This window comes from Flavonifractor sp. An112 (genome assembly GCF_002161085.1).
GTDB lineage: Bacteria > Bacillota > Clostridia > Oscillospirales > Oscillospiraceae > Flavonifractor > Flavonifractor avicola.
This window is the reverse complement of the sequence record NZ_NFLU01000011.1, coordinates 21,759-45,269: the sequence shown is the minus strand read 5'-3', so window position 1 is coordinate 45,269 and position 23,511 is coordinate 21,759. Positions and strand designations below refer to the sequence as shown.

Annotated in this window: 24 protein-coding genes; 6 read left to right on the top strand and 18 right to left on the bottom strand. The window is 62.9% G+C overall.

What is annotated here, in order from left to right; genetic code table 11:
* The 7 genes from B5E56_RS10690 to B5E56_RS10660 all read right to left on the bottom strand — a co-directional run bounded on the left by B5E56_RS10690 (position 1) and on the right by B5E56_RS10660 (position 7,042).
* Positions 1–786: a ParA family protein gene (locus B5E56_RS10690; protein WP_087187288.1), complete on the bottom strand. Its 786-nt coding sequence runs from the start codon at positions 784–786 to the stop codon at positions 1–3.
* 186 nt (positions 787–972) lie between these two features.
* Entirely contained in the window at positions 973–1,779 is an 807-nt protein-coding gene (locus B5E56_RS10685) for a ParB/RepB/Spo0J family partition protein (RefSeq protein ID WP_087389902.1), read from the bottom strand.
* Between the two features lie 102 nt (positions 1,780–1,881).
* Positions 1,882–2,571 carry a response regulator gene (locus B5E56_RS10680; protein WP_087389899.1) on the bottom strand — a complete coding sequence of 230 codons (690 nt, stop codon included), beginning with the start codon at positions 2,569–2,571 and terminating at the stop codon, positions 1,882–1,884.
* A gap of 3 nt (positions 2,572–2,574) precedes the next feature.
* Complete coding sequence (locus B5E56_RS10675) at positions 2,575–2,931, bottom strand: helix-turn-helix domain-containing protein (RefSeq protein ID WP_087267569.1); 357 nt, start codon at positions 2,929–2,931, stop codon at positions 2,575–2,577.
* Positions 2,932–3,105: 174 nt separating this feature from the next.
* Positions 3,106–4,335 (bottom strand): peptidylprolyl isomerase, encoded by a 1,230-nt coding sequence (locus B5E56_RS10670; protein WP_087389896.1) that lies wholly within the window; start codon positions 4,333–4,335, stop codon positions 3,106–3,108.
* Positions 4,336–4,494: 159 nt separating this feature from the next.
* The gene (locus tag B5E56_RS10665) at positions 4,495–5,352 is read right to left on the bottom strand and encodes a YitT family protein (protein WP_206404976.1); all 858 of its coding nucleotides are present in this window, start codon (positions 5,350–5,352) and stop codon (positions 4,495–4,497) included.
* 34 nt (positions 5,353–5,386) lie between these two features.
* On the bottom strand, positions 5,387–7,042 hold the full coding sequence (locus B5E56_RS10660) for an S-layer homology domain-containing protein (protein WP_087389893.1): 1,656 nt from the start codon (positions 7,040–7,042) through the stop codon (positions 5,387–5,389).
* A gap of 255 nt (positions 7,043–7,297) precedes the next feature.
* Between B5E56_RS10660 and B5E56_RS10655 the strand changes: the two genes are divergently transcribed.
* The 5 genes from B5E56_RS10655 (at position 7,298) to B5E56_RS10635 (ending at position 13,010) form a co-directional block, all read left to right on the top strand.
* Complete coding sequence (locus B5E56_RS10655) at positions 7,298–7,870, top strand: xanthine phosphoribosyltransferase (RefSeq protein ID WP_087187293.1); 573 nt, start codon at positions 7,298–7,300, stop codon at positions 7,868–7,870.
* A gap of 119 nt (positions 7,871–7,989) precedes the next feature.
* Entirely contained in the window at positions 7,990–9,255 is a 1,266-nt protein-coding gene (locus B5E56_RS10650; protein ID WP_087389890.1) for a BMP family ABC transporter substrate-binding protein, read from the top strand.
* 107 nt (positions 9,256–9,362) lie between these two features.
* Entirely contained in the window at positions 9,363–10,943 is a 1,581-nt protein-coding gene (locus B5E56_RS10645; RefSeq protein WP_087389887.1) for an ABC transporter ATP-binding protein, read from the top strand.
* On the top strand, positions 10,936–12,021 hold the full coding sequence (locus tag B5E56_RS10640; RefSeq protein ID WP_087389884.1) for an ABC transporter permease: 1,086 nt from the start codon (positions 10,936–10,938) through the stop codon (positions 12,019–12,021). Before B5E56_RS10645 ends, B5E56_RS10640 begins: the two co-directional genes overlap by 8 nt.
* Complete coding sequence (locus B5E56_RS10635; RefSeq protein WP_087326395.1) at positions 12,021–13,010, top strand: ABC transporter permease; 990 nt, start codon at positions 12,021–12,023, stop codon at positions 13,008–13,010. Before B5E56_RS10640 ends, B5E56_RS10635 begins: the two co-directional genes overlap by 1 nt.
* A gap of 366 nt (positions 13,011–13,376) precedes the next feature.
* Here B5E56_RS10635 and B5E56_RS10630 read toward each other — a convergent pair whose 3' ends face one another.
* From B5E56_RS10630 to B5E56_RS10615, 4 genes are read right to left on the bottom strand one after another with little or no spacing between them, the layout of a single operon-like run.
* Complete coding sequence (locus B5E56_RS10630) at positions 13,377–14,132, bottom strand: XdhC family protein (RefSeq protein WP_087389881.1); 756 nt, start codon at positions 14,130–14,132, stop codon at positions 13,377–13,379.
* Complete coding sequence (gene yqeB, locus B5E56_RS10625) at positions 14,120–14,923, bottom strand: selenium-dependent molybdenum cofactor biosynthesis protein YqeB (protein ID WP_087389878.1); 804 nt, start codon at positions 14,921–14,923, stop codon at positions 14,120–14,122. The genes B5E56_RS10630 and yqeB overlap by 13 nt, the downstream gene beginning before the upstream one ends.
* Complete coding sequence (gene yqeC / locus B5E56_RS10620; protein ID WP_087389874.1) at positions 14,911–15,627, bottom strand: selenium cofactor biosynthesis protein YqeC; 717 nt, start codon at positions 15,625–15,627, stop codon at positions 14,911–14,913. The genes yqeB and yqeC overlap by 13 nt, the downstream gene beginning before the upstream one ends.
* Positions 15,628–15,630: 3 nt before the next feature.
* The gene (locus B5E56_RS10615; protein WP_242958910.1) at positions 15,631–16,194 is read right to left on the bottom strand and encodes a manganese efflux pump MntP; all 564 of its coding nucleotides are present in this window, start codon (positions 16,192–16,194) and stop codon (positions 15,631–15,633) included.
* 122 nt (positions 16,195–16,316) lie between these two features.
* Between B5E56_RS10615 and B5E56_RS10610 the strand changes: the two genes are divergently transcribed.
* Positions 16,317–16,760: a nucleoside deaminase gene (locus B5E56_RS10610; protein WP_087389871.1), complete on the top strand. Its 444-nt coding sequence runs from the start codon at positions 16,317–16,319 to the stop codon at positions 16,758–16,760.
* Between the two features lie 395 nt (positions 16,761–17,155).
* Here the strand turns inward: B5E56_RS10610 and B5E56_RS10605 are convergent, their stop codons facing one another.
* The 7 genes from B5E56_RS10605 to B5E56_RS10575 form a co-directional block, all read right to left on the bottom strand.
* Positions 17,156–17,575 (bottom strand): hypothetical protein, encoded by a 420-nt coding sequence (locus B5E56_RS10605; protein ID WP_087389868.1) that lies wholly within the window; start codon positions 17,573–17,575, stop codon positions 17,156–17,158.
* A 172-nt stretch (positions 17,576–17,747) separates the two neighbouring features.
* The gene (locus B5E56_RS10600) at positions 17,748–18,125 is read right to left on the bottom strand and encodes a lipocalin family protein (protein WP_158098712.1); all 378 of its coding nucleotides are present in this window, start codon (positions 18,123–18,125) and stop codon (positions 17,748–17,750) included.
* Between the two features lie 184 nt (positions 18,126–18,309).
* The gene (locus tag B5E56_RS10595; protein WP_242958908.1) at positions 18,310–18,867 is read right to left on the bottom strand and encodes a nucleotidyltransferase family protein; all 558 of its coding nucleotides are present in this window, start codon (positions 18,865–18,867) and stop codon (positions 18,310–18,312) included.
* Positions 18,868–18,872: 5 nt separating this feature from the next.
* Complete coding sequence (gene hydA, locus B5E56_RS10590) at positions 18,873–20,255, bottom strand: dihydropyrimidinase (RefSeq protein ID WP_087389862.1); 1,383 nt, start codon at positions 20,253–20,255, stop codon at positions 18,873–18,875.
* 15 nt (positions 20,256–20,270) lie between these two features.
* Positions 20,271–20,609, bottom strand: a complete 339-nt coding sequence (locus B5E56_RS10585) for a hypothetical protein (RefSeq protein ID WP_087389858.1) — start codon at positions 20,607–20,609, stop codon at positions 20,271–20,273.
* Between the two features lie 29 nt (positions 20,610–20,638).
* The gene (locus B5E56_RS10580; protein WP_087389855.1) at positions 20,639–21,877 is read right to left on the bottom strand and encodes a threonine synthase; all 1,239 of its coding nucleotides are present in this window, start codon (positions 21,875–21,877) and stop codon (positions 20,639–20,641) included.
* Between the two features lie 14 nt (positions 21,878–21,891).
* The gene (locus B5E56_RS10575; protein ID WP_087389853.1) at positions 21,892–23,358 is read right to left on the bottom strand and encodes a pyridoxal-phosphate dependent enzyme; all 1,467 of its coding nucleotides are present in this window, start codon (positions 23,356–23,358) and stop codon (positions 21,892–21,894) included.
* Between the last annotated feature and the right edge of the window lie 153 nt (positions 23,359–23,511).

Sequence of the window (23,511 nt, the reverse complement as noted above, 5' to 3'; positions counted from 1 at the left end):
TCATTCGCTCCTTTCTTCCCGGGTAATGGCAAATTGGTTGTGTTCCAGCAGTTCGGCCGCCAGGGCTCCATAGGCCTCAGCCCCCCGGGAATAGGGGTCATAGGCCTGCACCGGCTTGCCAAAACTGGGGGCCTCGGACAGACGGACGTTGCGGGGGATTACCGTGGCGTACACCTGACCGGGGAAGTGGCGCTTGACCTCCTCCGCCACCTGCATGGACAGATTGGTCCGCCCGTCGTACATGGTGAGGATGACTCCTTCCAGTCCAATTCTGGGGTTGAGGGACCGCTTGACGATGCGGATGGTAGAGAGCAGGTCGCTCAGTCCTTCCAGTGCGTAATATTCGCACTGCACCGGCACCAGCACGGAGTCGGCGGCGCACAGGGCGTTGAGGGTGAGCAGCTCCAGAGAGGGGGGACAGTCAATGAAGATATAGTCATAGTCTGTCTCCAGGGTATCCAGGGCGTTTTTCAGCAGATACTCCCGGTGGTCGGCGGTGATCATCTCCACCGTGGCGCCTGCCAGAGACTTGTTGGCGGGGATCACGTCCACATAGGGAGTGGACACCACGGCCTTGTGTACGTCGGCGCCGTTGAGAAGCACATCGTAGATGTTGGGGGAGATGGTCTTGTCCACACCGAAACCGGAGGTGGTATTTGCCTGGGGGTCAAAGTCGCAGACCAGCACTCGCTGGTCCAGCTTTTTCAGGGCGGCGGCCAGGTTGACGCAGGTGGTGGTTTTGCCCACCCCGCCCTTCTGATTTACAATAGCGATGGTTTTTGCCATAGCGCACCTGCCTTTTTCTTGTAAAGGTTCAGGCTCTATTATATCCCCTTGCCTGACGCAATTCAACAGCAAAAGAAAAAGAATGGTTGTTCCTTAAGTTGTTTCACGTGAAACACAGCTTAATTGTCAAACAGAAAAAGGAGTGTTTCACTGTTTCACGTGAAACACTCCAAAAGAGAGGGAAGGCTATGATTTGGGAATGGTAATGGTCAGCTGGATGGAGTCCGCCGTCTCCTGGCGTTTGCAGTTGGCGTTCACCCCGGCGCTCTTCATAATGGACAGCCCACGGGTAACGGTGTTGAGGAAGAGCCGCACATCCTTAATAATAAAGGCGGGCTTCTTTCGGGCGGGCTTGTCCGGGGCGGGGTGGAGCAGCTCCTCCACATATTGCTCGGTCCTGGCCACCGTCAGGCCCTCCTCCGCCACATAGCGGGCAGCCGCCTCCTGGGCGGCGGGGTCGTCCAGTTTCAGGAGGGCCCGGGCGTGGCGCTCGGTGCAGCCGTGCTCCCGAAGGGTTGACAGGGCGGCAGGGGGGAGCCGCAGCAACCGCAGCTTATTGGCCACGGCGGACTGGGACTTGCCCACCCGTTTGGCGGCCTCCTCCTGGGAGAGCCGGTAGGTCTGAATGAGAGAGGACAGGGCGGCGGCCTCCTCCACAAAGTCCAGGTCCCGGCGCTGTAAATTTTCCACCAGGGCCAGCAGGGAGGACTCCTGCCCGTCTACACTGACAATGATACAGGGCACTTCGGTGAGCCCCGCCAGCTTGGAGGCCCGCAGACGGCGTTCTCCCGACACCAGCTCCAGCCCGGTGCTTGTCCGGCGCACCGACAGGGGCTGAAGCACCCCGTGCTCCTTAATACTGGCAGCCAATTCCTCCAGCCCGTCCTGGGCAAAAACCTTTCTGGGCTGGGCCGGATTGGGGGAGATGGCGGAGATGGGCATAAACTGGACCCGGTTGCTTTCAAACAGGCCCTTTCGACGTAGCAGCGGCATAAAAGCGCCTCCTTCGCGGTGGTAAGTAGTTGGTCTGACTATAGATTACCATATTTTTCCGCAAAAGAGGCCTAAGGGTGTCGAATGGGAAATATTTTCCATTTACCCGCCACCCTGGTCCAGAGCCCGGGCCAGGTGGCGGAGAAAGATCAGATTGCTGGGCCGCTGGGGCGGCAGGCCGCCCATCAGGTCGATGTAAGCCGGGCGGGCGGCGGCGTGGAGCTTGTCCACCATGGAGCGGATGTTCTTTTCCACGCTGCCGTAACAGGTGCGCTGACCGGCAATGGTGGGGGCGTAAGCCTCCTTCAGCAGGGCGTTGGGGTGCTGATGGAGGACCACAGCGGCCCGGGCGGCCGCCTCCATGCCCAGGCCGGAGGCTCCCATGGAGGCCAGCAGTTCCAGAGCCTGACGCTCCAGAGGCGCGCCGCAGAGGAACTGGAGCAGTTCCGGCAGGGCCTGGACATTCACTGGCTTGACCAGATAGTAGCTGGCGCCCAGGGAGAGGGCGCACCCCACCACCCCCTGGTGGGAGATCTGGGAGGTGACCACCACCACAGGGCCATCCCGCCGCCGGCCCATGGCCCGCAGCACCCCCAGCCCGTCCAGGTTGGGCATGACCAGGTCCAGCAGCACCGCGTCGGGCTGCAGCAGGTCTATGAGGGCCAGGCACTCCAGCCCGTCGGCGGCCACACCGCACAGGGAGAGCCCAGGCAGCCGGGGCAGGGCTTCGCTCAGCAGCCGCCGGGCGGCGGGGTCATCCTCCGCCACCAGCACCCGAATGTGGGCAGCCATGCCCTATTCCTCCGGGCCCATGGCCTCTGCCGCCTCCAGGGCCAGCAGAAGCATATGGGCGGCCAGTTCCCGGTCCAGCGGGGAGGTCTGGCGTAGATGGCGCTCCAGCCGATCCACCGCCGGATCCTCCGGCGGAGTGCCGTGGGCCAGGAAGTCCAGTCCTACTCCCAGCACCTGGCTCATTTCGACAAAAATAGACATAGACATACACTTTTTACCCTGCTCAATGTCGCTGACGTACTGAGCTGTAATGCCAAGCCGCTCGGCCAGCTGTTCCCGGCTCATGCCCAGCTGGGCGCGGGAGTTCCACACCCGTGTGCCCACTTCACCCAGCCACCGCTTTTTCTCTTGTTTTTCCACAGCAGCCACCCCGCATATCTGAGGATATCCCAACTATAGATATAGGGTGTCACAACTCAGTATTTTTACAAGAAATTATTGTTTTAAATTAAATGATTATAGTTGAAAGAATGAATAAAAAACGCAGCAGCCGGGACAAAGCCGGGCTGCTGCGCCGGAATACGAAAAAGGACCTCAGGCTGCGGGGGAGGCGGAAGGCTCCGCCGCGGGGGATTCGGTCTCAGGGGCGGGAGTCTGGGAGGCGGCGGCCTCAGCCTGCTGCTCCTCCTGCCACTCCAGGACCATGTTTATCATAAAGTCGTAGAAGGCCTTGGGGTCCAGGTTGTCGTAGGCCTCGGTGGTCTCCACCTTGGCGTCCGCCGTCCACTGGTCCAGCAGCTGGTTCATGGCGTAGTCGGTGTAGGCGGTGCGGGTCTCCTCGTTGTCGGCGTCCTGCCGCAGCAGGATGTGGTAGCCGTAGTCGGTCTCCACGGGCTGGCTGATCTGGCCCACCTCCAGCTCGGTACCGGCGGTGACGAACTCGGTGACCAGGGAGCCGCTGCCGTCCACCATGGCGCCGGTGGACAGGAAGGTGTAGCCCTCAGGCTTATACAGTTCGCCGGTGGTCTCGTCCCGGCCGTCGTCGCTCTTCTCATTCATGGCGGCGTCAAAGGCGGCGGCGGGATCGGCGGCGCCAGTGATCTCAGAGTACAGGGTGTCGGCCTCCGCCTTGGTGGCCGCCTTCTCCTCATCGGTGGGATCGGAGCCGTCGTCGTGCTGGGGGAAGGCCAGCAGGATGTGCTTGCAGCTGTAAATGCCCTCGGAATCGATCATGTTCCGGAGGTCCTCATCGGTGGGGTCCAGCTCGCCGGACTCCTTCAGGGACTCCTCCAGGCCGGACACCAGGTAGTAGGCGTCGTTCAGGCCCAGGTAGCCCTCCCGGCTGATGCACTGCTGGTCCAGCCACTCCTGGGTGGTCAGGCCGTAGTAGGCCTCATACATGGCGCCCATCTGGTCCAGCTGCTCCTCAGCCTCGGCCCGCTGATCCTCGGTGACCACGATGCCCGCCTCATCGGCGTGGTTAGCCACGGAGGCGTACAGCTTGCTGATCTCCAGGGCCTGCTCCTTCAGATAGTCGGCGGTGGGCTGGCCCTCGATCTCCTCCTCCCAGGCCTCGTCGTCGGCCAGATAGCCGGCGCTCTTAGCGGTGGAGATGCTGGTCAGCAGCCAGTACAGGTACTGGTCGGCGGTGACCTCCCGGCCGTCCACGGTAAAGAGTACGGTATCCCGGCTCAGGCCGGTGGCCTGGTAGGCGATGTCGTCGGCAGCGGGGGTGGGCTGAGGTTCCGCGGCGCCGCATCCGGCCATAGCCCCGGTCAGAAGCGCGCCGCTCAGTCCGGCGCACAAGAGTTTCTTCCAGTTCATATCTCGTTCCTCCTTGTTGTGGCCGGACTGTTCCGGCGAAACAGCATTAGTGTACACCTTTTTTTCTCTACAGGCAAGAAAACCGGGGCGGCGTTCATCGAAAATTCACAAACGCCGCCCCGGTACGGGGTATATAGATGATAGATGAGCGCCCCGCTCCTACGCCCTCAGAAAGCCTTTACCGAAGATCTCGCTGGAGTTGGCCACGATCATAAAGGCGTGGGGGTCCACCTGCTTCAGGTGGCGGCGCAGGGCCACCGCCTGGCCCCGGGAGAGGACGGTGAGCACCACATGGTGGACATCGTGGGTGTAGGCGCCCTGAGCGGTCCAGACGGTGGCGCCCCGCACCAGGGTGTGGGTCACATAGTCGCAGACGTGTTCCGGGTCGGAGGTGATGACAAAGAAGGCCTTCCGGCGGTTGAGGGACTCGATGGCCGAGTCCACCAGCACCGACTTGAGGGCCAGGCCCAGAAGGGAGCACAGGCCCGCCGTGGCGTCAAAGACGAAGAGGGCGGCGGCGGCAATGGCCACATCGGAGATAAGCAGGGCGGTACCCACGTCCAGGCCACTGTACTTCTTCAAAATCATGGCGGCGATGTCGGTGCCGCCGGAGGAGGCGTCAATGTTGAACAGAATGGCGGCCCCCAGGGCGGGCAGGATCACCGCGAAGAAGAGCTCCAGCATCAGCTGGTCGGTGAGGGGAGCGGTGAGGGGCCATACCCAGGAGAACACCTGGATCAGGCCCGCCGACAGCAGGGAGCAGTACACCGTCCGAAACCCGAAGCTCTTGTCCAGCATGAGAAAGCCCAGAATGAGGAAGAGCACATTAATAATGGTGTTGTAGGAGGAGGCCGACAGCACAGGCAGCACCTTGCCCAGCAGGATGGACAGGCCGGACACACCGCCCATGGAGAAGTTGTTGGGGAACTTGAAGCAGTAGACGCCCACGGAGATCATGACCGTGGCCACGTTCATCCAGAGAAATTCCTTCCAGAATCGCTTTTTGTCCGATATCATGTCCATCTCTCCTTTTCGTCAAGGGGGAGTCCTGTCATCGGGCGGCCTGGACGGCGCTCCACACGTCGTATCCGCTGCTGGCGGGGATGGTGCCCACCCGCCACAGGGATACCCCGGTAATGCCGAACATCCTGGCCAGCTGGAGCTTGTCCGCCACGCTGCGGGCGTCCTCATACCACACTTTGTATCTCTCGCCCTCCTCATTGGTGTAGATGGCGCAGGGATTGCGGTACTTGTCGCTGTAGGTCACCACCGTGTCCGGCTGGGCCAGCCGGGCGGCCAGGGTGGAGGCGCCGGGGTGGTAGATGGTGGTGTCCAGGAGTTTTCCTTCCTCATCGATGTGGAACCCGGCGGTGCCGAAGGAGATGGCCAGGGCGATCTTGCTCACATCCCGGACGCCGGTATCCGGATCGGTGATATCCCGCAGGGCCTCGTACACGCTGGCAATGGGGGTGACGGGGGAGTCGGTATTGCCGGTACCCACGTAGGACTCCGGGATGGAGGTCCACTGGTAGTCGTGGGCCATGAGGATCACCTTGTCGCACATCTCACCCAGGCCCCGGTAGTCAAAGCCGGTGTACCAGGTGTCGGGCTGGACGCACACATACAGGGTCTTGTTGTCAGGCAGGGCGGCCCGCAGTTCCTTCATAAAGGTGACATAGTTTTTCTTTATGGTATCCCCCTTCAGCCCCTCGAAGTCGATGGTGAGGCCGGCGTAGTCCCCGGCGGCGGCCACCAGGGCGTCAATGGCCTGGGCCCGGGCGTTGGAGTTGTTGACCACAGCGGCCACGGTGGAGGTGGTGGAGCCGTCGGCCAGGGTCACCGAGTCGGTGGCCGAGCCAAAGACACACAGGTTGTAGTCTACCCCGTGGCTGGTAAAGTAGTCGGTGGCGGGGGTGGGATCGGAGGGTTTCACCCAGTCGTTGCCGTTTGTGCTGGTGGAGTTGAGGGTGGGGCCATTTTCGCCGTACTCCAGCCGGGCCCAGCCCACGCTGACGGCGTCCATATCGGCGGTCAGGTTGATCTGGGAATAGGAGGAGAAGGCGTAGAAGCCGTGGAGCCAGTCCACCTTGGAGATATACCGCTCATATACCCGCACCAGCATGGCGGCGGCCTCCTCCCGGGTGGCCGAGTGGGAGGGGAGGAACTTGAGCTGTCCGTTGGGGCCGGTGACGCCCTTGATCATGCCGATGTCATAGGCAATGGCGATGTAGCCCGCGTTGCTCTTCACATCGTCAAAGGGGAGGGACAGGGAGGACAGGTCCTGGGCCAGGGTGTCGTACCCCAGGGCCCGGACCAGCATCACCGCCATCTCCTCCCGGCTGATGAGATCCAGGGGCCGGAAGGCGCCGTTGGGGTCCATCACGTCGTGGGCCCGGGCGGTCTCCACGGCGGAGTAGTACCACTCCCTGGTGCCGCAGTCTATGTAGGAGGGGGAGGACGGGGAGATCATGTCCCAGTCAAACATCCGGCACAGGACGGTGACAAATTCCGCCCGGGTGATGTCGTCGCCGATGCCGAACCGGCCGTCGGGGTAGCCCTCCATCAGGCCGTAATCCCGGGCCTTGTCAATGTCGGCCTGGGCCCAGTGGCCGCTGGTATCAGAAAAGGCCCGGGCGGCGGGGGAGAGGGGTGCGGCGCAAAGCAGTAAAACGGCGGTGAGAGCCGCCGCACAGATCCGGCGCTTCATGAAAAAAAGACCTCCTTTATCATGGGTAAAACAGGGAATTGGGTCTGACATCTATTATTTTAACAAAGGAGCAGGCAAAGTACAACGAAAAACGGAGGGCCTCCCAGGCGGGGGCAGAAAAAAACCTACATATATCAGACAAAATGAATAAAAAGGGGTGACGAGAACGCTGTTTTTTGATAGAATATGGTCGGTTGCAGAGGGATGCAGAATTCGATACAATAAAAATGAATTTTTTGTTAAGGAGACGGCGATATGAAATTGCTGGAAGATCGCATCCGCACCGACGGCATCATTCGGGAAGGCGGCGTGCTGAAGGTGGACAGCTTCCTCAATCATCAGATGGATGTCAAGCTGTTTCAGGAAATGGGTAAGGAATTTTTGCGTTTGTACAAGGACTGCGGGGTTACCAAGATTTTGACCATCGAGGCATCGGGGATCGGGATCGCGTGTGTGGCCGCGCAGTTTTTTGATTGCCCGGTGATCTTTGCCAAGAAGAACAAGACCAAGAACATCGCCGGCGACGTGTACACCTCCAAGGTGGAGTCCTTCACCCACGGCAAGGTGTACGATATCATTGTGGCCAAGCAGTTCCTGCTGCCCGAGGATCGGGTGCTCATTATTGACGATTTCCTGGCCAACGGCTCTGCCCTCCAGGGCCTCATCAAGCTGGTGCGGGACGCCGGGGCTGCCCTGGTGGGCGCCGGTATCGCCGTGGAGAAGGCCTTCCAGCCCGGCGGCGACCTGATCCGCGGCATGGGCGTGCGGGTGGAATCTCTTGCGAGAATTAAGAGTATGAGTGTAGAGGACGGCGTGGAGTTCTGCTGAACATCCGCCGTATAGGGTGCGCTGTGGCCCCTTTGTGTGTTCAGACCAGCCTGTAGGGAAGCAGGCTGTTTTGAAGGAAAGAATGGAAGATTTTGTGGATCAAAGGAGGAAACTTGGACATGAAGAAGAGAAAACTGCTTGCACTGCTCCTGGCCGGCGCCATGATGGTGGGCCTGGCTGCCTGCGGCGGCGGCAGCAGCGAGACCCCCGGCGGCGGTGAAACCGTCTCCGGCAGCACCGAGACCCCCTCTGGTGAGGGCAAGACTGTCAAGGTGGGCCTGATCTGTATCGGCGACGAGAACGACCAGGGCTACACCTACAACTTCATCCGCGGCAAGGAGGCCGTCACCGAGAAGCTGGCCGCCAAGGGCATCACCGTGGACTGGCAGGTCAAGTGGAACATCGGCGAGGACTCCTCCTGTGAGGACGCCAACATCGAGCTGGCCGAGGCCGGCTGCGACCTGATTATCAACAACTCCTACGGCTTTGAGCCCTTCATGCTGAAGGTGGCTCCCGACTACCCCGAGATCGAGTTCATCGCCTGCACCAACCAGGCTTCCTGGAACGACGGCCTGGACAACACCCACAACGCCTTCGCCAACATCTATGAGGGCCGTTACCTGGCCGGCGTGGTGGCCGGCATGAAGCTCCAGGAGATGATCGACAACGGCGAGATCACCGCCGACCAGGCCGTCATCGGCTATGTGGGCGCCTACTCCTTCGCCGAAGTGATCTCCGGCTTTACCGCCTACTACCTGGGCGCCAAGAGCGTGTGCCCCAGCGTGACCATGAAGGTCCAGTTCGTGGGTTCCTGGTCCGACGCCTCTGAGGAGGGCAACGCCGCCCAGGCTCTGTGCGACGCCGGCTGCGTCATGATCTCCCAGCACTCCGACAACACCACCCCCGCCACCGCCGCTCAGAACAACGGCGCTTTCCACACCGGCTACAACAACGACATGATCTCCGTGGCTCCCGATTCCTCCCTCATTGGCACCCGCATCGACTGGTCTGTGTACTTTGAGTACGCCATCGAGGCTGTGGCCAACGGCCAGCCCTTTGACCAGGATTGGTGCCACGGTATGGACGAGGGCGCCGTGGTCATGACTCCCCTGAACGAGGATATCGCCGCCGAGGGCACCGCTGAGAAGCTGGCCGAGGTGGAGGAGCAGATCCGCTCCGGCGAGCTGCAGGTGTTTGACACCTCCACCTTCACTGTGGAGGGCCAGCCCCTCACCACCTGCATGGCCCTGGATACCGACGGCGACTTCGTGGCCGATGACCAGGAGGCCGTGTTTGACGGCGCTTTCCATGAGTCCTACTTCCAGTCTGCGCCTTACTTCACCGTGCAGATCGACGGCATCGAGTGGCTCAACTCCGCCTATTGATGACCTTAACCCAAAAGAGGGCTGCACACGCAGCCCTCTTTTCTGTCCTTTCCCGGGAAATCCCGTAAAGCACCCACCCACGTCTCATCACAGGAAGGATGACAGCCTTGGAACCTGTCCATGCAATTGAACTCAGGCACATCACCAAACGCTTCGGCAAGGTGGTGGCCAACGATGGCATTGACCTGGCCATCAACCGGGGGGAGATCCTCTCCCTGCTGGGAGAGAACGGCAGCGGCAAGACCACGCTGATGAATATGCTCTCCGGCATCTATCTCCCCGACGAGGGAGAGATTCTGGCCGACGGCAAGCCGGTGACCATCCGCTCTCCCAAGGACGCCTTTGCCCACGGCATCGGCATGATCCACCAGCACTACAAGCTGGTGGAGGTGTTTACCGCCGCCGAGAACATCGCCCTGGGCCTGAAGGGGAAGGAGCACGACCGCAAGGCGGTGGCCGCCCAGGTCCAGGCCATCAGCGACAAGTACGGCTTCGGCATCGACCCCAACAAGAAGGTCTATGATATGTCGGTGTCCGAGAAGCAGACGGTGGAGATTGTCAAGGTGCTCTACCGGGGGGCTGAGATCCTCATCCTGGACGAGCCCACCGCCGTCCTCACCCCCCAGGAGACCGAGCGGCTCTTCAACATCCTCCGGGCCATGAAGGCCGACGGCAAGGCCATCGTCATCATCACCCACAAGCTCCACGAGGTGATGGCCCTGTCCGACAAGGTGGCGGTCCTCCGCAAGGGCAAGTACATCGGCACCGTCAACACCTGCGACACCAACCCCCAGAAGCTCACCGAGATGATGGTGGGTCACGCCGTCACCCTGAACATCGACCGGCCCCAGGCCAAGTACAAGGACCTGCGGCTGGAGGTAAAGGGCCTCAACTGCCGCAACGGCGAGGGCCTGCCGGTGCTGAAGGACATCTCCTTCCAGGCCTTCGGCGGTGAGATCCTGGGCATCGCCGGTATCGCCGGTTCCGGCCAGAAGGAGCTGCTGGAGGCCATCGCCGGGCTGCAGAAGGCGGACTCCGGCCACATCTTCTACTATCCGCCCCACCCTGAAAGCGACATCGCCGGCCACCATGTGCCGGTGGACAAGGCGGGGGAGGAGCTGGTGGGCAAGACCCCCGGCCAGATCCGCAAGGTGGGCGTCTCCCTGGCCTTCGTGCCCGAGGACCGGCTGGGCATGGGCCTGGTGGGGGGCATGGGCATGGTGGACAACATGATGCTCAAGACCTACAAGGACACCCCTGGCCCCCTGGTGGACCGAAAGACCCCCAAGGCTCTGGCTGAAAAGCTCATTGACGAGCTGGAGATCGTCACCCCCGGAGTGGCCACCCCGGTGCGCCGTCTGTCCGGCGGCAACGTGCAGAAGGTGCTGGTGGGCCGTGAGATCGCCTCCACCCCCACCGTGCTCATGACCGCCTATCCCGTCCGGGGCCTGGACATCAACTCCTCCTACACCATTTACCGGCTGCTCAACGAGCAGAAGATGAAGGAAGTGGCGGTGCTGCTGGTGGGCGAGGATCTGGACGTGCTGCTGGAGCTGTGCGACCGGATTCTGGTGCTGTGCGGCGGCCAGGTGTCCGGCATTGTGGACGGACCCACCGCCACCAAGGAGCAGGTGGGCCTGCTCATGACCCATGTGGGCGGCGGAAAGGAGGGAGAGGACCGTGCATGAATCCAATACGCCCCTGATCCGTCTAGCCAAGCGGGACGGTATGCCCAAGGGCCAGGTGTGGGCCATCCGGGGAGCCTCCTTCCTGGCGGCCATCCTCATCAGCGCCCTTATCTTCCTGCTCATGGGCCACAACCCCTTTGGGGCCTTCGGCACCATGGTGGGCGGCTCCCTGGGCAAGCCCACCGCCATCCGCCAGACCGTAAAGATTGCCGTGCCCCTGCTGGGCACCGCACTGGCCATCGCCCCCTGCTTCAAGATGCGCTTCTGGAACATCGGCGCCGAGGGCCAGATCACCGCCGGCGCCGTGGGCGCCTCCTACTTCGCACTGTTCTGGGCGGATAAGCTGCCTGGTCCCGCCCTGCTGGTGGTCATGGCCGTGGCCGGCGCCATCTGCGGCGGCCTGTGGGCCCTGGTGCCCGCCTTCTTCAAGGCCAAGTGGGGCACCAACGAGACCCTGTTCACCCTGATGATGAACTATATCATGATCGGCGTGGTGAAGTGGCTCCAGGGCGGCCCCTGGGAGGGCCGTCCCGGCTCCCAGATCATTCCCCAGTTTGACTCGGCGGCGGTGCTGCCCAAGGTGCTGGGGGTCCACTGCGGCTGGATCATCGTCCTGGTCCTGACGGTGGCCATGTTCTTCTACATGAAGTACACCAAGCAGGGCTATGAGATCGCCGTCATCGGCGAGAGCGAGAACACCGCCCGGTACGCCGGTATGAACGTGGGCAAGATCATCATGCGGACCATGTTCCTCTCCGGCGCCATCGCCGGTCTGGTGGGCTTCATCGTCTGCTCCGGCGCCGACAACACCCTGTACTCCGGCGTGGCCGCCGGTGTGGGCTTTACCGCCATCACCGTGGCCTGGCTGGCCCAGCTCAATCCCTTCGCCATGGTGGGCATCTCGGTGCTGCTGGCGGTGCTGGACAAGGGCGCCGATACCCTCCAGACCCAGCTGGCTGTGCCCGCCTCCATCTCGGACATCATCACCGGCATCTTCCTGTTCTGTATGCTGGGCTGTGAGTTCTTCATCAACTACCGCCTCATCTTCCGGGGCAGCCATAAGGAGGTGGCCAAGTAATGGATATCAACAGCAACGCGGTCCTGCTCCTGATCATGGCCGCCGTTCTCAACGGCGTGCCCCTGCTCTACGGTACCCTGGGTGAGATCCTGTCGGAAAAGGCGGGCAACCTGAACCTGGGTGTGGAGGGCATGATGTTCATGGGCGGAGCCATGGGCCTGGGCGCTGCCTTCTACTTCGAGGGGGCCGGCGGCACCAGCGGCGTGCTGGCCGTCATCCTGGCTTTGTTCTTCGCCTTCCTGGGCGGCGCCATCGGAGCCCTCATCTACTCCTTCCTCACCATCACCCTCCGGGCCAACCAGAACGTCACCGGTCTGGCCCTGGCCATCTTCGGTACCGGCGCGGGCCAGTTCATCGGCGAGTATATGCGGGTGACCTCCGGCGGCTATGTGGCGGTGAGCAACGACCTGAAGGCGGTTTTCCTCAATTCCCCCTTCCCGGCGGCCCTGCAGGAGCTGCCGGTGGTGGGACCCCTGCTCTTCGGTCACAGCATCTTCCTCTACCTGGGCATCGTGCTGACGGTGGGGATGCACCTGTTCCTCAATAAGAGCCGGGCGGGCCTGTCCCTGCGGGCGGTGGGCGAGTCCCCCGCCACCGCCGACGCCGCCGGCGTCAACGTCACCCGGTACAAATATCTGGCCACCGTCATCGGCGGCGGCATCTCGGCCATCGGCGGCATGGTGTACATCATGACCATCGCCAGCTGCGTGTGGAACCACGAGGCCCTGTCCGGCGAGGGCTGGCTGGCGGTTGCCCTGGTCATCTTCTGCCTGTGGCGGCCCCTCAACGCCATCTGGGGCTCCATCCTCTTCGGCGCGCTGATGATCCTGTACCAGCGGCTCCACCTGGGCTTTATCCCCGACGAACTGTACAAGATCCTGCCCTATGTGGTCACCGTCATCGTGCTGATCTTTACCTCCCTGCGCAACAGCAAAGACAAGCAGCCCCCGAACTCCCTCGGTTTGCCCTACTTCCGGGAGGAGCGGTAAGCCGGATTGATTGCCAGTGTAAAAGCTGCTTGTCTTGGGACCCGCCGCAGGCGGGACGCGCCTTGGCGCGCGGGCCGGGGGAATTCATTTTCCCCGGCCGCAAATAGAAATCGGGGGGGGTCCCCGCGGGACAGGTCCCGTGGGGGTCAAGCAGCCGCCAAACTCCCTCGGTTTGCCCTATTTCCGGGAGGAGCGGTAACAAAATCAAAGAGCGGCCCCGCTGCACAGCGCAGCGGGGCCGCTCTTGCTACCGCTCACCCCCATCGGACCGGCAGTGAGCAGGGTGATGAGCCACAGGGAGGCTGCCGAGCCGCCGAAGGATTGGTCCGGCGCTCTCCGGCCGGGTCACCGGCGGCTTCTGTACGGTCAGATTTTTTTCGGCGTAAAGCGGACCTTCACCCGGCCGCCGCACACCATGCCCAGCTCGGCGGCGGCGTGGGACAGGTCGTACTCCACGACCTCCTCCGATCCGCCGGACTGCCACAGCGCCAGGGCGTGGTTTTTGGCCTCATACTCCACAGCGCCGCCGCCGATGGTACCGGCGCAGCTGCCGTCGGGGCGCACCAGCATCCAGGTGCCCACACCCCGGGGGGCGGAGCCGTGCTTCTCGATGATGGTACACAGCACCCCGGGCTCCTCCGGCGGCTTGACGGCGCCGGGGCCCCGCTGGGCCCGGACCTGGATCAACTGGGCGGCAATGGACACGGCGATCTCCGCCGGGGTCTGGCCCCCGATGGACAGGCCGATGGGGGAGTGTACCCCGTCCAGCAGTTCCTGGGGAAAGCCCTCCTCCCGCAGGGCCTTGTACACAGCGGCCACCTTGGTGCGGCTGCCGATCATGCCCACATAGGCGTACTTGCCCCGCAGCACCTGGGCCAGGCAGTCCTTGTCAAAGGCGTGGCCCCGGGTAAGAATGGCGAAATAATCGCTGTCCCGGCTGCCTAACTGGCTGAGAGCCTGGTCAAAGGGCATACACAGCACCTGATGGGCCATGGGGAAGCGGTCAGTGTTGGCAAACTCCGGCCGGTCGTCAATGACGACCACCTCAAACTCCAGCCGGGCGGCCACATAGGCCAGCTCCAGGGAGACGTGGCCGCCGCCGCACAGAATCAGTCGTTCCACAGGCGCAATCTCCTTCCAAAGTACAAAATACCCTCCAGCACGCCGCCGCCGATGGCCCGGGCCTTGTCGGACACAGTGAAGCAGTGGCGCACCTCGCACCGGGGATCGATGTCACCGGACTTCATCCCGGTGGTCACCGGGATGAAGGCGGGGAGCATCCCCCGGACGATGCCGGTGAGCTGGGCGGTGACGGGGATGCCGTTGACCTTTGCCACCACGTCCCCCAGATTGACCTGCTGGCCGATCTGAGCCACCGGCTCAAAGGGCCCGTCGGCGGGAGCACGGATGATGCGCTCGGTGGTGTAGCCTCCCACGTCGCCGGGCACGCCGGTGTTGGGGATGGCGGCCCCCTCCAGGATGAGCCGGCCCAGGTCGTGGCCCCGCTTGGTCTCAATGACGCCGTGGCAGTCGGTGCCGGCGGTGAAGCCTGGGCCCAGGGCCAGCACGATGGGGGCGTCGCTGATGGTGGTGCCCAAATTCTTTTTGGCCAGAATGGCGTCCACCACCACCATAAAGGGCAGCTGGGCCAGAATGGCGGCCTGGGGGTCCACCAGCACCGGGATCTCCCCGGCGGCCAGAATGTCCCTGGCCTGGTCCCGGTTTTCCGCCTTCCGGGCGGTAATTCCCTCCACGGTGGTTTGACCGTCGTAGATACACTGGGAGAAGGCCACGGTTCGCCGCACCGCCGTGGGCTGGGCAATGTCCGTCATGACCACCTGAAAGCCCGCCCGGTACAGCCGCACCGCCGTGCCGGTGGCCAGATCTCCTGCGCCTTTCACTAGAATAAGCATGATCCGCCCCGCTCCTCTTCTTTGTAGTAAGTAATGGCGCTGTGGATGCCCTGCTGGGCCAACAGCCCCTGAATTTCCGTACCCCAGGCCCACCGCTGATCGTCGTCCGCCTTGTTCAGCAGACAGCGGAAGGCCATGGCCTGTCCCACGTCTTTTCGTCCGCCCAGAGGGCTGGACAGAATGGCTGCCACGTCGGCGGGGGTGATTTTGTGGTCGGGCTCCACCCCCAGCAGGGCGCATACCCGCTCCGGCCGGTGGCAGATCTCCTCCACAGGTTTGCCCAGGCTGTCTAGGCCTGCCGACGCGATAACGGCGTGGCAGGAGGGAGGGATCACCGGCTCATGGTCCGCCGGAGCCTTGAGAGGCCGCAGCTTGGCCCCGTCGGCCTCAATGAGTACCACGTCGGCCAGCTCCAGACAGGCCCCGGGATCGCCCGCCCCGGTCAGCTTGCCCCGGCTGTCGTAGGCCCCCAGGGTGACCACCCGGTGCTTCTTCAGCAGGGCGGCCAGCTGGGCCAGATCCCCCGCCAGAGGCAGGCCGGGATGGGGAAGGATGTGGGTGGTGGTGGTGACCACCGCCTTCCGCCCGCTGTCCGCTGCTTGCTTGGCCATGGCGTACATGGTGGACGACTTGCCGCCGCTCCCCACCAGGGCCACCATGCGGTGGACCGCCGGGTCCAGGTCCAGACGTTCCCAAATGCCCACGGTTCAGCCTCCCATCGTATGCTCCACCAGAATTTTAATGCCGATGCCCACCAGTACCAGACCGCCCACCAGTTCAGCCCGCCGCTGGAACAGAGCCCCCAGCCTACGGCCCGCCAGGCCGCCCACCACAGACAGCACAAAGGCCACCACACCGATGACCACAGCGGAGAGGAGCACCGGCACATTCATAAAGGCCATGGACACGCCCACGGCCAGAGCGTCGATGCTGGTGGCGATGGCCAGCAGGCACAGCCGCCGGGCGGACAGGTCGGAGGGGGCTTCCTCCTCCTCGCCGGCGCCGCGGCGCAGAGCGCCCCACACCATCCGGCCGCCGATGATGGCCAGCAGAGCGAAGGCCACCCAGTGGTCCACCGCCTCGATGTACTGACTGACGCCGGTGCCCAGCAGCCAGCCGATCAGCGGCATGGCAAACTGGAAGCCGCCGAACCAGACCCCCATTTTCACAGCCTGCCGGCCGCCGAAGCCGGGGATGGAGATGCCGCTGGACACCGAAACGGCAAAGGCGTCCAGGGCCAGACTGACGGCGATGAGGAAAATTTCGAGCAAAACAATCACCTGCAAAAAAGTTAGGTTTCCTTCAAATAGTATAGCATAGCCTTTGAAATTATGCTATAACAAATATAAGGACACATGACCACAAAAGCCGTGTGAGAGAAGGAGGAGAGCGGATGGAGCATCGGGATTACATGGCCCGCGCCCTGGAGCTGGGCCGTCAGGCCATGGAGGAGGGCGAGGTGCCGGTAGGCTGCGTCGTCGTGAAGGACGGCGTGGTGGTGGGGGAGGGCCGCAACCGGCGGGAGACCGCCCGCACCGCCCTGGGCCACGCCGAGATCGAGGCCATCCATCAGGCCTGCCGCACCCTGGGGGGCTGGCGGCTGACGGGCTGCACCCTGTACGTCACCCTGGAGCCCTGTCCCATGTGCGCCGGGGCCATCGTCAACGCCCGCATCCCCGCCCTGTACTACGGGGCCAAGGACGACAAGGCCGGGTGCTGCGGGTCGGTGCTCAATCTGTTTGAGGAGCGGTTCAACCACCATCCCCGCATCTACGGCGGCCTGATGGAGGCGGAATGTACCGCATTACTCCAGAGCTTTTTCCAGAATTTGAGGTAAAGAAGACGGCTTTTTTGTACATTTAATCAAATTGTAACAAACAGAGCTACTTTTTTTAACAACCCACTGTTAGGATATCACTTGCAAGAGACAAAGCTTCTTTTCATTCTATCCTCCAATCATAAGAAATGGGCAGCGAGCGCAACGCTGCCCGTTTCGCTTTTCTTCACAGGATCTTTACAGAATGGATGGCAGATTTAACGGAATTGTAACACCTGGGGATTTTTTCGTTAACATCTCTCCGGTATCATAATCCTTGCAAGAGACAGTTTCTTTTCATTTCATTGTATCCTCTTTCCTTCGGCAGAGGCCGGGCGCCAGGAGCGGGCGTCCGGCCTCTGCCGTTTTTACAAAAAACCGCGGCAGACGGGGGTTCCGTCTGCCGCGGCACAGGTTCAGGTCTTCTCAAAAACCAGACTCTGGTCGTTCTGCTCCAGGGTCAGGACCCCGTCGGAAAAGGTGACGGGCAGTTCCTCGCTGTCGGTGGCAAAGGTAATGGCGCCGTCCTTCTGGCTCCAGGTGCCCGAGATGGTCTCCTGCCGGTTCAGCTCCGGCATGGCGGAGTCCATAACAAAGGTGCCGTCGGCCTTCACCTCCAGCTGGATAGAGATCTGGGTGCCCATGGTCTCGCTCAGCGCGTCGGCGTCCAGATCCAGCCCGGCGGCGGTGATGTGCTGCAGGCGGTAAATGCCCACCACGTCGGCACTGGTGTCGGTGGGAGCGGGCTGGGAGGAGCTGCCGCAGGCAGTCAGTCCCACGGTCAGAAACAGCGCTGCCAACAGGGGCAAAAGGAGTCGGGTTCGGATCAGCTTCATGAGGTCCTTCCTTTCTGGCTGGTATGGCAGGGGGGACGGTGTTTTCTTAATAGGGATCCATTATAGCACGAAGGGTCGAAAGGGCGCAAGGTCAGAGACTGGAAGAAAAACCGGACTGCCCCAGATGGGGCAGTCCGGTTTACAGGCGTTTTCAATAAGTAAGAGACAAGACTTACTGCTTCTCGAAGGTAAGGGACTGGCCGTCCTGCTCCATGACCAGCGTATTGCCGTTCAGGGTAGCGGCAATATCCTCCCCCTCGCTGGAGAGAGTCACGGTGTTGCCGCTGGCGGTCCAGGTGCCGGAAACGTTGCTGCCGGTGCCCAGAGCGCTCATGTCCAGAGTGAAGTTGCCGTCGCTCTTCAGCTCCAGAGTGACGGTCATATCCACACCGGCCATGGCGGCCAGATCTTCAATGTTCATCTCAACGCCGGCAGCGTTCATCTTGGTCATCTTATAGGAGCCGGCAGGACCCCCGCCGCCGCCGCCGCAGGCAGCCAGGCTGACGATCATGGCCAGAGCCAGGAGCAGAGTCAATGCGCGCTTCTTCATAACATTCTTCCTTTCTTTTTCAGCCGCAATGCGGCGGAGATCGAAATAAACGGAACGCATTTATTTCGCAATGTAGATTATAGCATATCAGGGGAATGGTGGCAACCTGAAATATCCCTTAAAAAATAAGCTGTTTTGGGAAAAAATTTAAGCAGGGGCGGCCCTTATGGGCCGCCCCTGCTGCTTATACGCTCAGATCCTCCGGCCGGTCCACATCGGCCAGTTCTTTTGGGGAGAGGGCCTCCACCAGCACCAGCCGGTCCGGGTGGCGCTTCACCACCGCGCCGCCGCCGGTGTCCCCGGTGAGGGCGGCCAGCTCCCCCAGCAGGTCGGCAGGGAAGAGGACAGGATTGCCCCGTTTTCCACCCCAGGACAGGGCACAGATGGCGTCTTTTGATTCCTCAAAGACATCTTTCAATCGAATAATACTTTTTGTGGTCAGAAAAGGCTGGTCGCACACCGAGAAGAGCACCCCATCCATGTCCCCCATCCGGGAGCCCCCCAGGCGGATGGAGGCGGAGATCCCTTCTGCACCATTGGGGTTGTACAGGGGGAGAAAGCCCAGCTCCTCCCCGGCCTCCAGCACCTCCTGGTAGGGGGAGCACACCGCCAGCCGGTCCAGGCCCGCCCCCGCCAGGGTGGTCATGGCGCGGCGGTAGAGGGGCACGCCCTCTACCAACCTCAACAGCTTATTGGAGCCGAACCGCCGGCCCAGACCGGAGGCCAGCAGCACGGCGCCCACCCGCTTCACCGCCAGAACTGGGCGGGGCCGCGGGACACATAGCGGCCCAGACCCTCCTGGACCACCTTGCCGTCCTTCACAGCCACCTGGCCGTCCAGCAGCACCGTGTCGGTTCGGCCCGCCATCTCCATGCCCTCGTAGGGGGTGTAGTCCACCCGCTGGTACTGGGCCTCGGCGGTAATACGCCAGGTATAATTGGGATCAAAGATTACGATATCGGCGTCGCTGCCCACCGCCAGAGCGCCCTTCCGGGGGAACATACCGAAGAGCTGGGCGGGGTGCTGGGCCAGGGCCAGCATCATCTGATGGGGGGTGATGCGGCCGGATTTCACGCCGCAGGTGTACATGATGGGGGGGCGGTGCTCGGTGCCGGGGATGCCGCCGGGGATAGCGGAGAAGTCGTCCTTGCCCAGCATCTTGGTGGGGTTGAAGTTGAAGGAGCAGTGGTCGGTGCCGATGGTGTCGATCTCACCGTTCTCCAGGGCCTCCCACAGGGCGTCCACGTCGGACTGGGGCCGGGCGGGGGGAGCGCACACATACTTGGCGCTCTCGAAGCCGGGCAGGTGGTACTTGTCCTCGGTGAGGGTGAAGTACTGGGGGCAGGACTCCAGATAGACCTTCTGGCCCCGCTTGCGGGCGGCGCGGGCCGCCTCCAGGCCCCGCCGGGTGGACAGGTGGACCACATTGACGGGGTAGCCCGCCTGCTCGGCCAGAGCCAGCCAGCGGTCCACCGCCTCCGCCTCCATGACGGCGGTGTGGGACAGGGGATGGCTGGCGGGGGACAGCTTGCCGGCGGCCTTCAGCTCGGCGATGGCCCGGTCGATGAGGTCGCCGTTCTCACAGTGGCAGCCCACCACGCCGCCCTCCTTGCCCACGGCCTTGATGACCTCGTAGGCCACGCCGTCGGAGATGCGGATGTTGGCGTAGGCCAGGTACACCTTGTAGGAGGTGACGCCTTGGGCGGTCATCTGGGGGATTTCAGCGATGATGCGGGGGTCCCAGTCCTTGATGGTCATATGGAAGCCGTAGTGGCAGTTGGCGTGGCCGTCGGCCCGGGCGTGCCACTCGTCCAGGGCGGACTGGAGGGAGGCCCCCCGCTCCGGCTCGGCAAAGTCCAGCACGCAGGTGGTGCCGCCGGCCAGAGCGGCCCGGGTGCCGCTCTCCCAGTTGTCGGCGGTCTCCCGGATGGTGCCCTTGTTCATCTCGAAGTGGGTGTGGGTGTCGATAAAGCCGGGGAACACCAGCTTGCCGGAGGCGTCGATGACCTGGCTGTCTCCCACCGGGAGAGAGGGGCCGATCTCAACGATCTTGCCTCCATCCACCCGCAAGCCGGCCTGCACCGGACCTTCCGGGCAGATCAGGGTGCCGTTTTGGATGAGGATAGACATGGAACAGACCTCCTTTTACAGCTGCATGATGAGGATGGGGACAATGATCTTCACCGCGCCCACGATGAGGGTCATAAAGGTGAGCAGGGCCAGGGCGCTGGAGCGTTTGCCGAAGGCGTCCTGCCAGCGGTCCAGCATCCGGGTGAAGTTGGTCATCCGGCGCTGGGGGCCCAGCAGGTCGGCCATGCCCCGGAACAGGGTGTAGGCCAGATAGCCCAGCCACACGGCGATGAGCACGAAGGTGAGGGTGCCGTCATGGCGCCAGAACAGCAGAAGATAGAGGGAGAGGATAAAGCTGGCCAGGGTCAGGATAAAGTGGGCCCAGACCCCCATTTTGGCGGCGCGTTCATTCATGGTGATAGATTTCCTTTCTTTGGTTGGTTTCAGGGACGGATGCCCGCCCGGTCAAAGGCGGAGAGCAGCGCGTCCATATCCGGGGATACCAGCAGGGGTTCCCCGGCGGCTTTGATGCCGTTTTGCACGTCTTTCAGACCGTTGCCGGTGATAATACTCACCACGGTACTGTCGGGAGAGATGAGGCCCAGCTCCAGAGCCTTCTTTACCCCGGCGGTGCCGGTGACGCCCGCGGGCTCGCCGAACACCCCCTGGGTGCGGCCCAGCAGGCGCATGGCGGCGAGAATCTCCTCATCGGACACATTGACGGCCACGCCGTGGGAGGCCCGGATGGCGTTCAGAGCCTTGTCCGGGTTGCGGGGCACCCCAACGGCGATGGAGTCGGCCAGGGTGTTTTCCTCCATGGGGGACCAGGGCTGTCCGGTCTGGATGGCCCGGTTCAGGGGGCAGCAGCCCTCCGCCTGGACGGCGATGAGCTTGGGCAGCCGGTCAATGAGGCCCACCTCGTAGAGGTCCACCAGGCCCTTCCAGGCCCCGGCGATGGTACAGCCGTCTCCCACGGAGAGGGCGATGTAGTCGGGCACCTGCCAGTTCAGCTGTTCCATGATCTCCAGCGTCACGGTTTTTTTGCCCTCGGACAGGTAGGGGTTGATGGCGGCGTTGCGGTTGTACCAGCCCCACTTGTCGATGGCGGCCTTGGACAGCTCGAAGGTGTCCTCATAGGAGCCATCCACGCTGATGACAGTGGAGCCGAAGATCCGCAGCTGGGCCACTTTGCCCTTGGGGGCCCGGCTGGGCACGAAGATGTAGGTATGCAGGCCCGCCGCGGCGGCGTTGCCCGCCAGGGAGGAGGCGGCGTTGCCGGTGGAGGAGCAGGCGATGGTGTCCGCCCCCGCCTCCTTTGCCTTGACCACCGCCAGGGCGGAGGCCCGGTCCTTCAGAGAGGAAGTGGGGTTCTGGCCGTCGTCCTTGATGTACAGCTTTTTCAGCCCCAGTTCCGCCCCCAGACGGTCTGCCTCATAGAGGGGGGACCAGCCCACCCGCAGGGGCGGGGGAACGGACTCCTCCTCCATGGGCAGCAGGGGCCGGTACCGCCACATGGACCGGTCCGGGTTTTGGGCCAGCTTTTCCCGGGAAAAATCCCGGCGGAGGGCGGCGTAGTCGTACTGGATATCCAGGATGCCCCCGCAGAAGCAGGTGGTGAGGTCGGGGACGGCGGCATATTCCCTGCCGCATTTGACGCACTTGGCGCCCAGAACGTATTTCATGGAGGAACCTCCTTTTACAGGCCCTTCAGCACCCCGGTCTCCTCGTTGAAGGCCCGGATCAGCTCATCCAGGGCGTCGGCCTGGCTGTGGACGTCGGCCCACTCGGTGCCGTACCACAGGGCGTCCAGTTCGTCGGTGGTCTTGCCCTGCTGCTCCACCCAGGTGTAATACTTCAGGTTGTGGACCCGCTTGCGGTCGTAGTAGCCCAGCTCCGCCATGCAGTCGGTCTTCAGGCCCATCAGGTGGAGGGCAAAGTCGTAGGCGGCTGCCTTGGCGTCATACTCACCCAGCTGTTCGGTCAGCTCCGCCAGACGGGAGCGGTACATATCCGCCGAGTCGGTGAGGACGGTGCATACCACGTCGTGCCCGGTGAGCTCGTAGTACTTGGCCAGCTTGATGCAGCACAGCACGTTGGCAATGCCCGAGATGCCCATGAGGGACAGCTGCTCCACCAGCTGGGGGTCCACCCCGGCGTCCATGAGCTGGGCCTTGCCCGCCGGCTCGTTGAACAGCCGCAGCAGAGCCATGGCGTCGTTGTCGTCCACATCCACCACCATGTCGGTGTTCTTCACGTCGTGGATCCAGGGCACGTGCTTGTCGCCGATGCCCTCCACCCGGTGATCGCCGAAGCCGTTGTTCAGAATGGTGGGGCACTGGACGGCCTCGCCCACCGCCAGCTTCATGGCGGGGTAGACCTCTTTCAGGTAGTCGCCGCAGCCGATGGTGCCGGCGGAGCCGGAGGTGAAGCAGGCGCCCGCCAGCCGGTCGCCGGGGCGCTTGGCGTCCTCAAAGGCCTCGGCCACCGCCGCGCCGGTGACCTTGTAGTGCCACAGATGGTTGCCCATCTCGGCAAACTGGTTGAAGATCATGCAGGAGGGGTCCCGGCTGAGCTCGTTGGTCTTGTCGAAGATCTCCTTCACGTTGGACTCGCAGCCGGGGGTCTTGATGACGTCGGCGTCGATGGAGGCCAGCCAGTCAAACCGCTCCTGGCTCATGCCGGCGGGGAGAATGGCCACGCCGTGGACCCCCAGCAGCTTGGAGTTGAAGGCGCCGCCCCGGCAGTAGTTGCCGGTGGAGGGCCACACCGCCTTCTGGGAGGAGGCGTCAAACTGGCCGGTGACCAGCCGGGGAGCCAGACAGCCGAAGGAGGCGCCCACCTTGTGGCAGCCGGTGGGGAACCACTTGCCCGGCAGGCACAGGATGCGGGCGGGCACGCCGGTGAGGGCGGGGGGCAGCTCGATGTAGTTGGGGGCGGAGCGGTACAGACCGCCGGTGGGCACCGGCTCGTTCTTCCAGGTGATGCGGAACAGGTTGGCTGGGTCCACATCCCACAGGCCCACATGGGTCAGCCGGTCCCGGATAGGCTGAGGTACCGTCTCCGGATGGATCATATTTTCAAACGTAGGAATCACCACGCCGTTTTCCCGGGCAATACGGATGTTATGCTCCAGGCCCTGGCGATGGACGGTCAGGTCGATCATACACAAGCCTCCTTACCGAGATACTTACCAACATGATAGCACATGACGCTGAGAAATCAAGGAAAAGTATCCCACAGCGGTGGGAAAAAGACCGTCGGATTTGTGGAGAGACAACAAAGGGGCGCGCCGTCGCTGTGGACGGCGCGCCCCAAA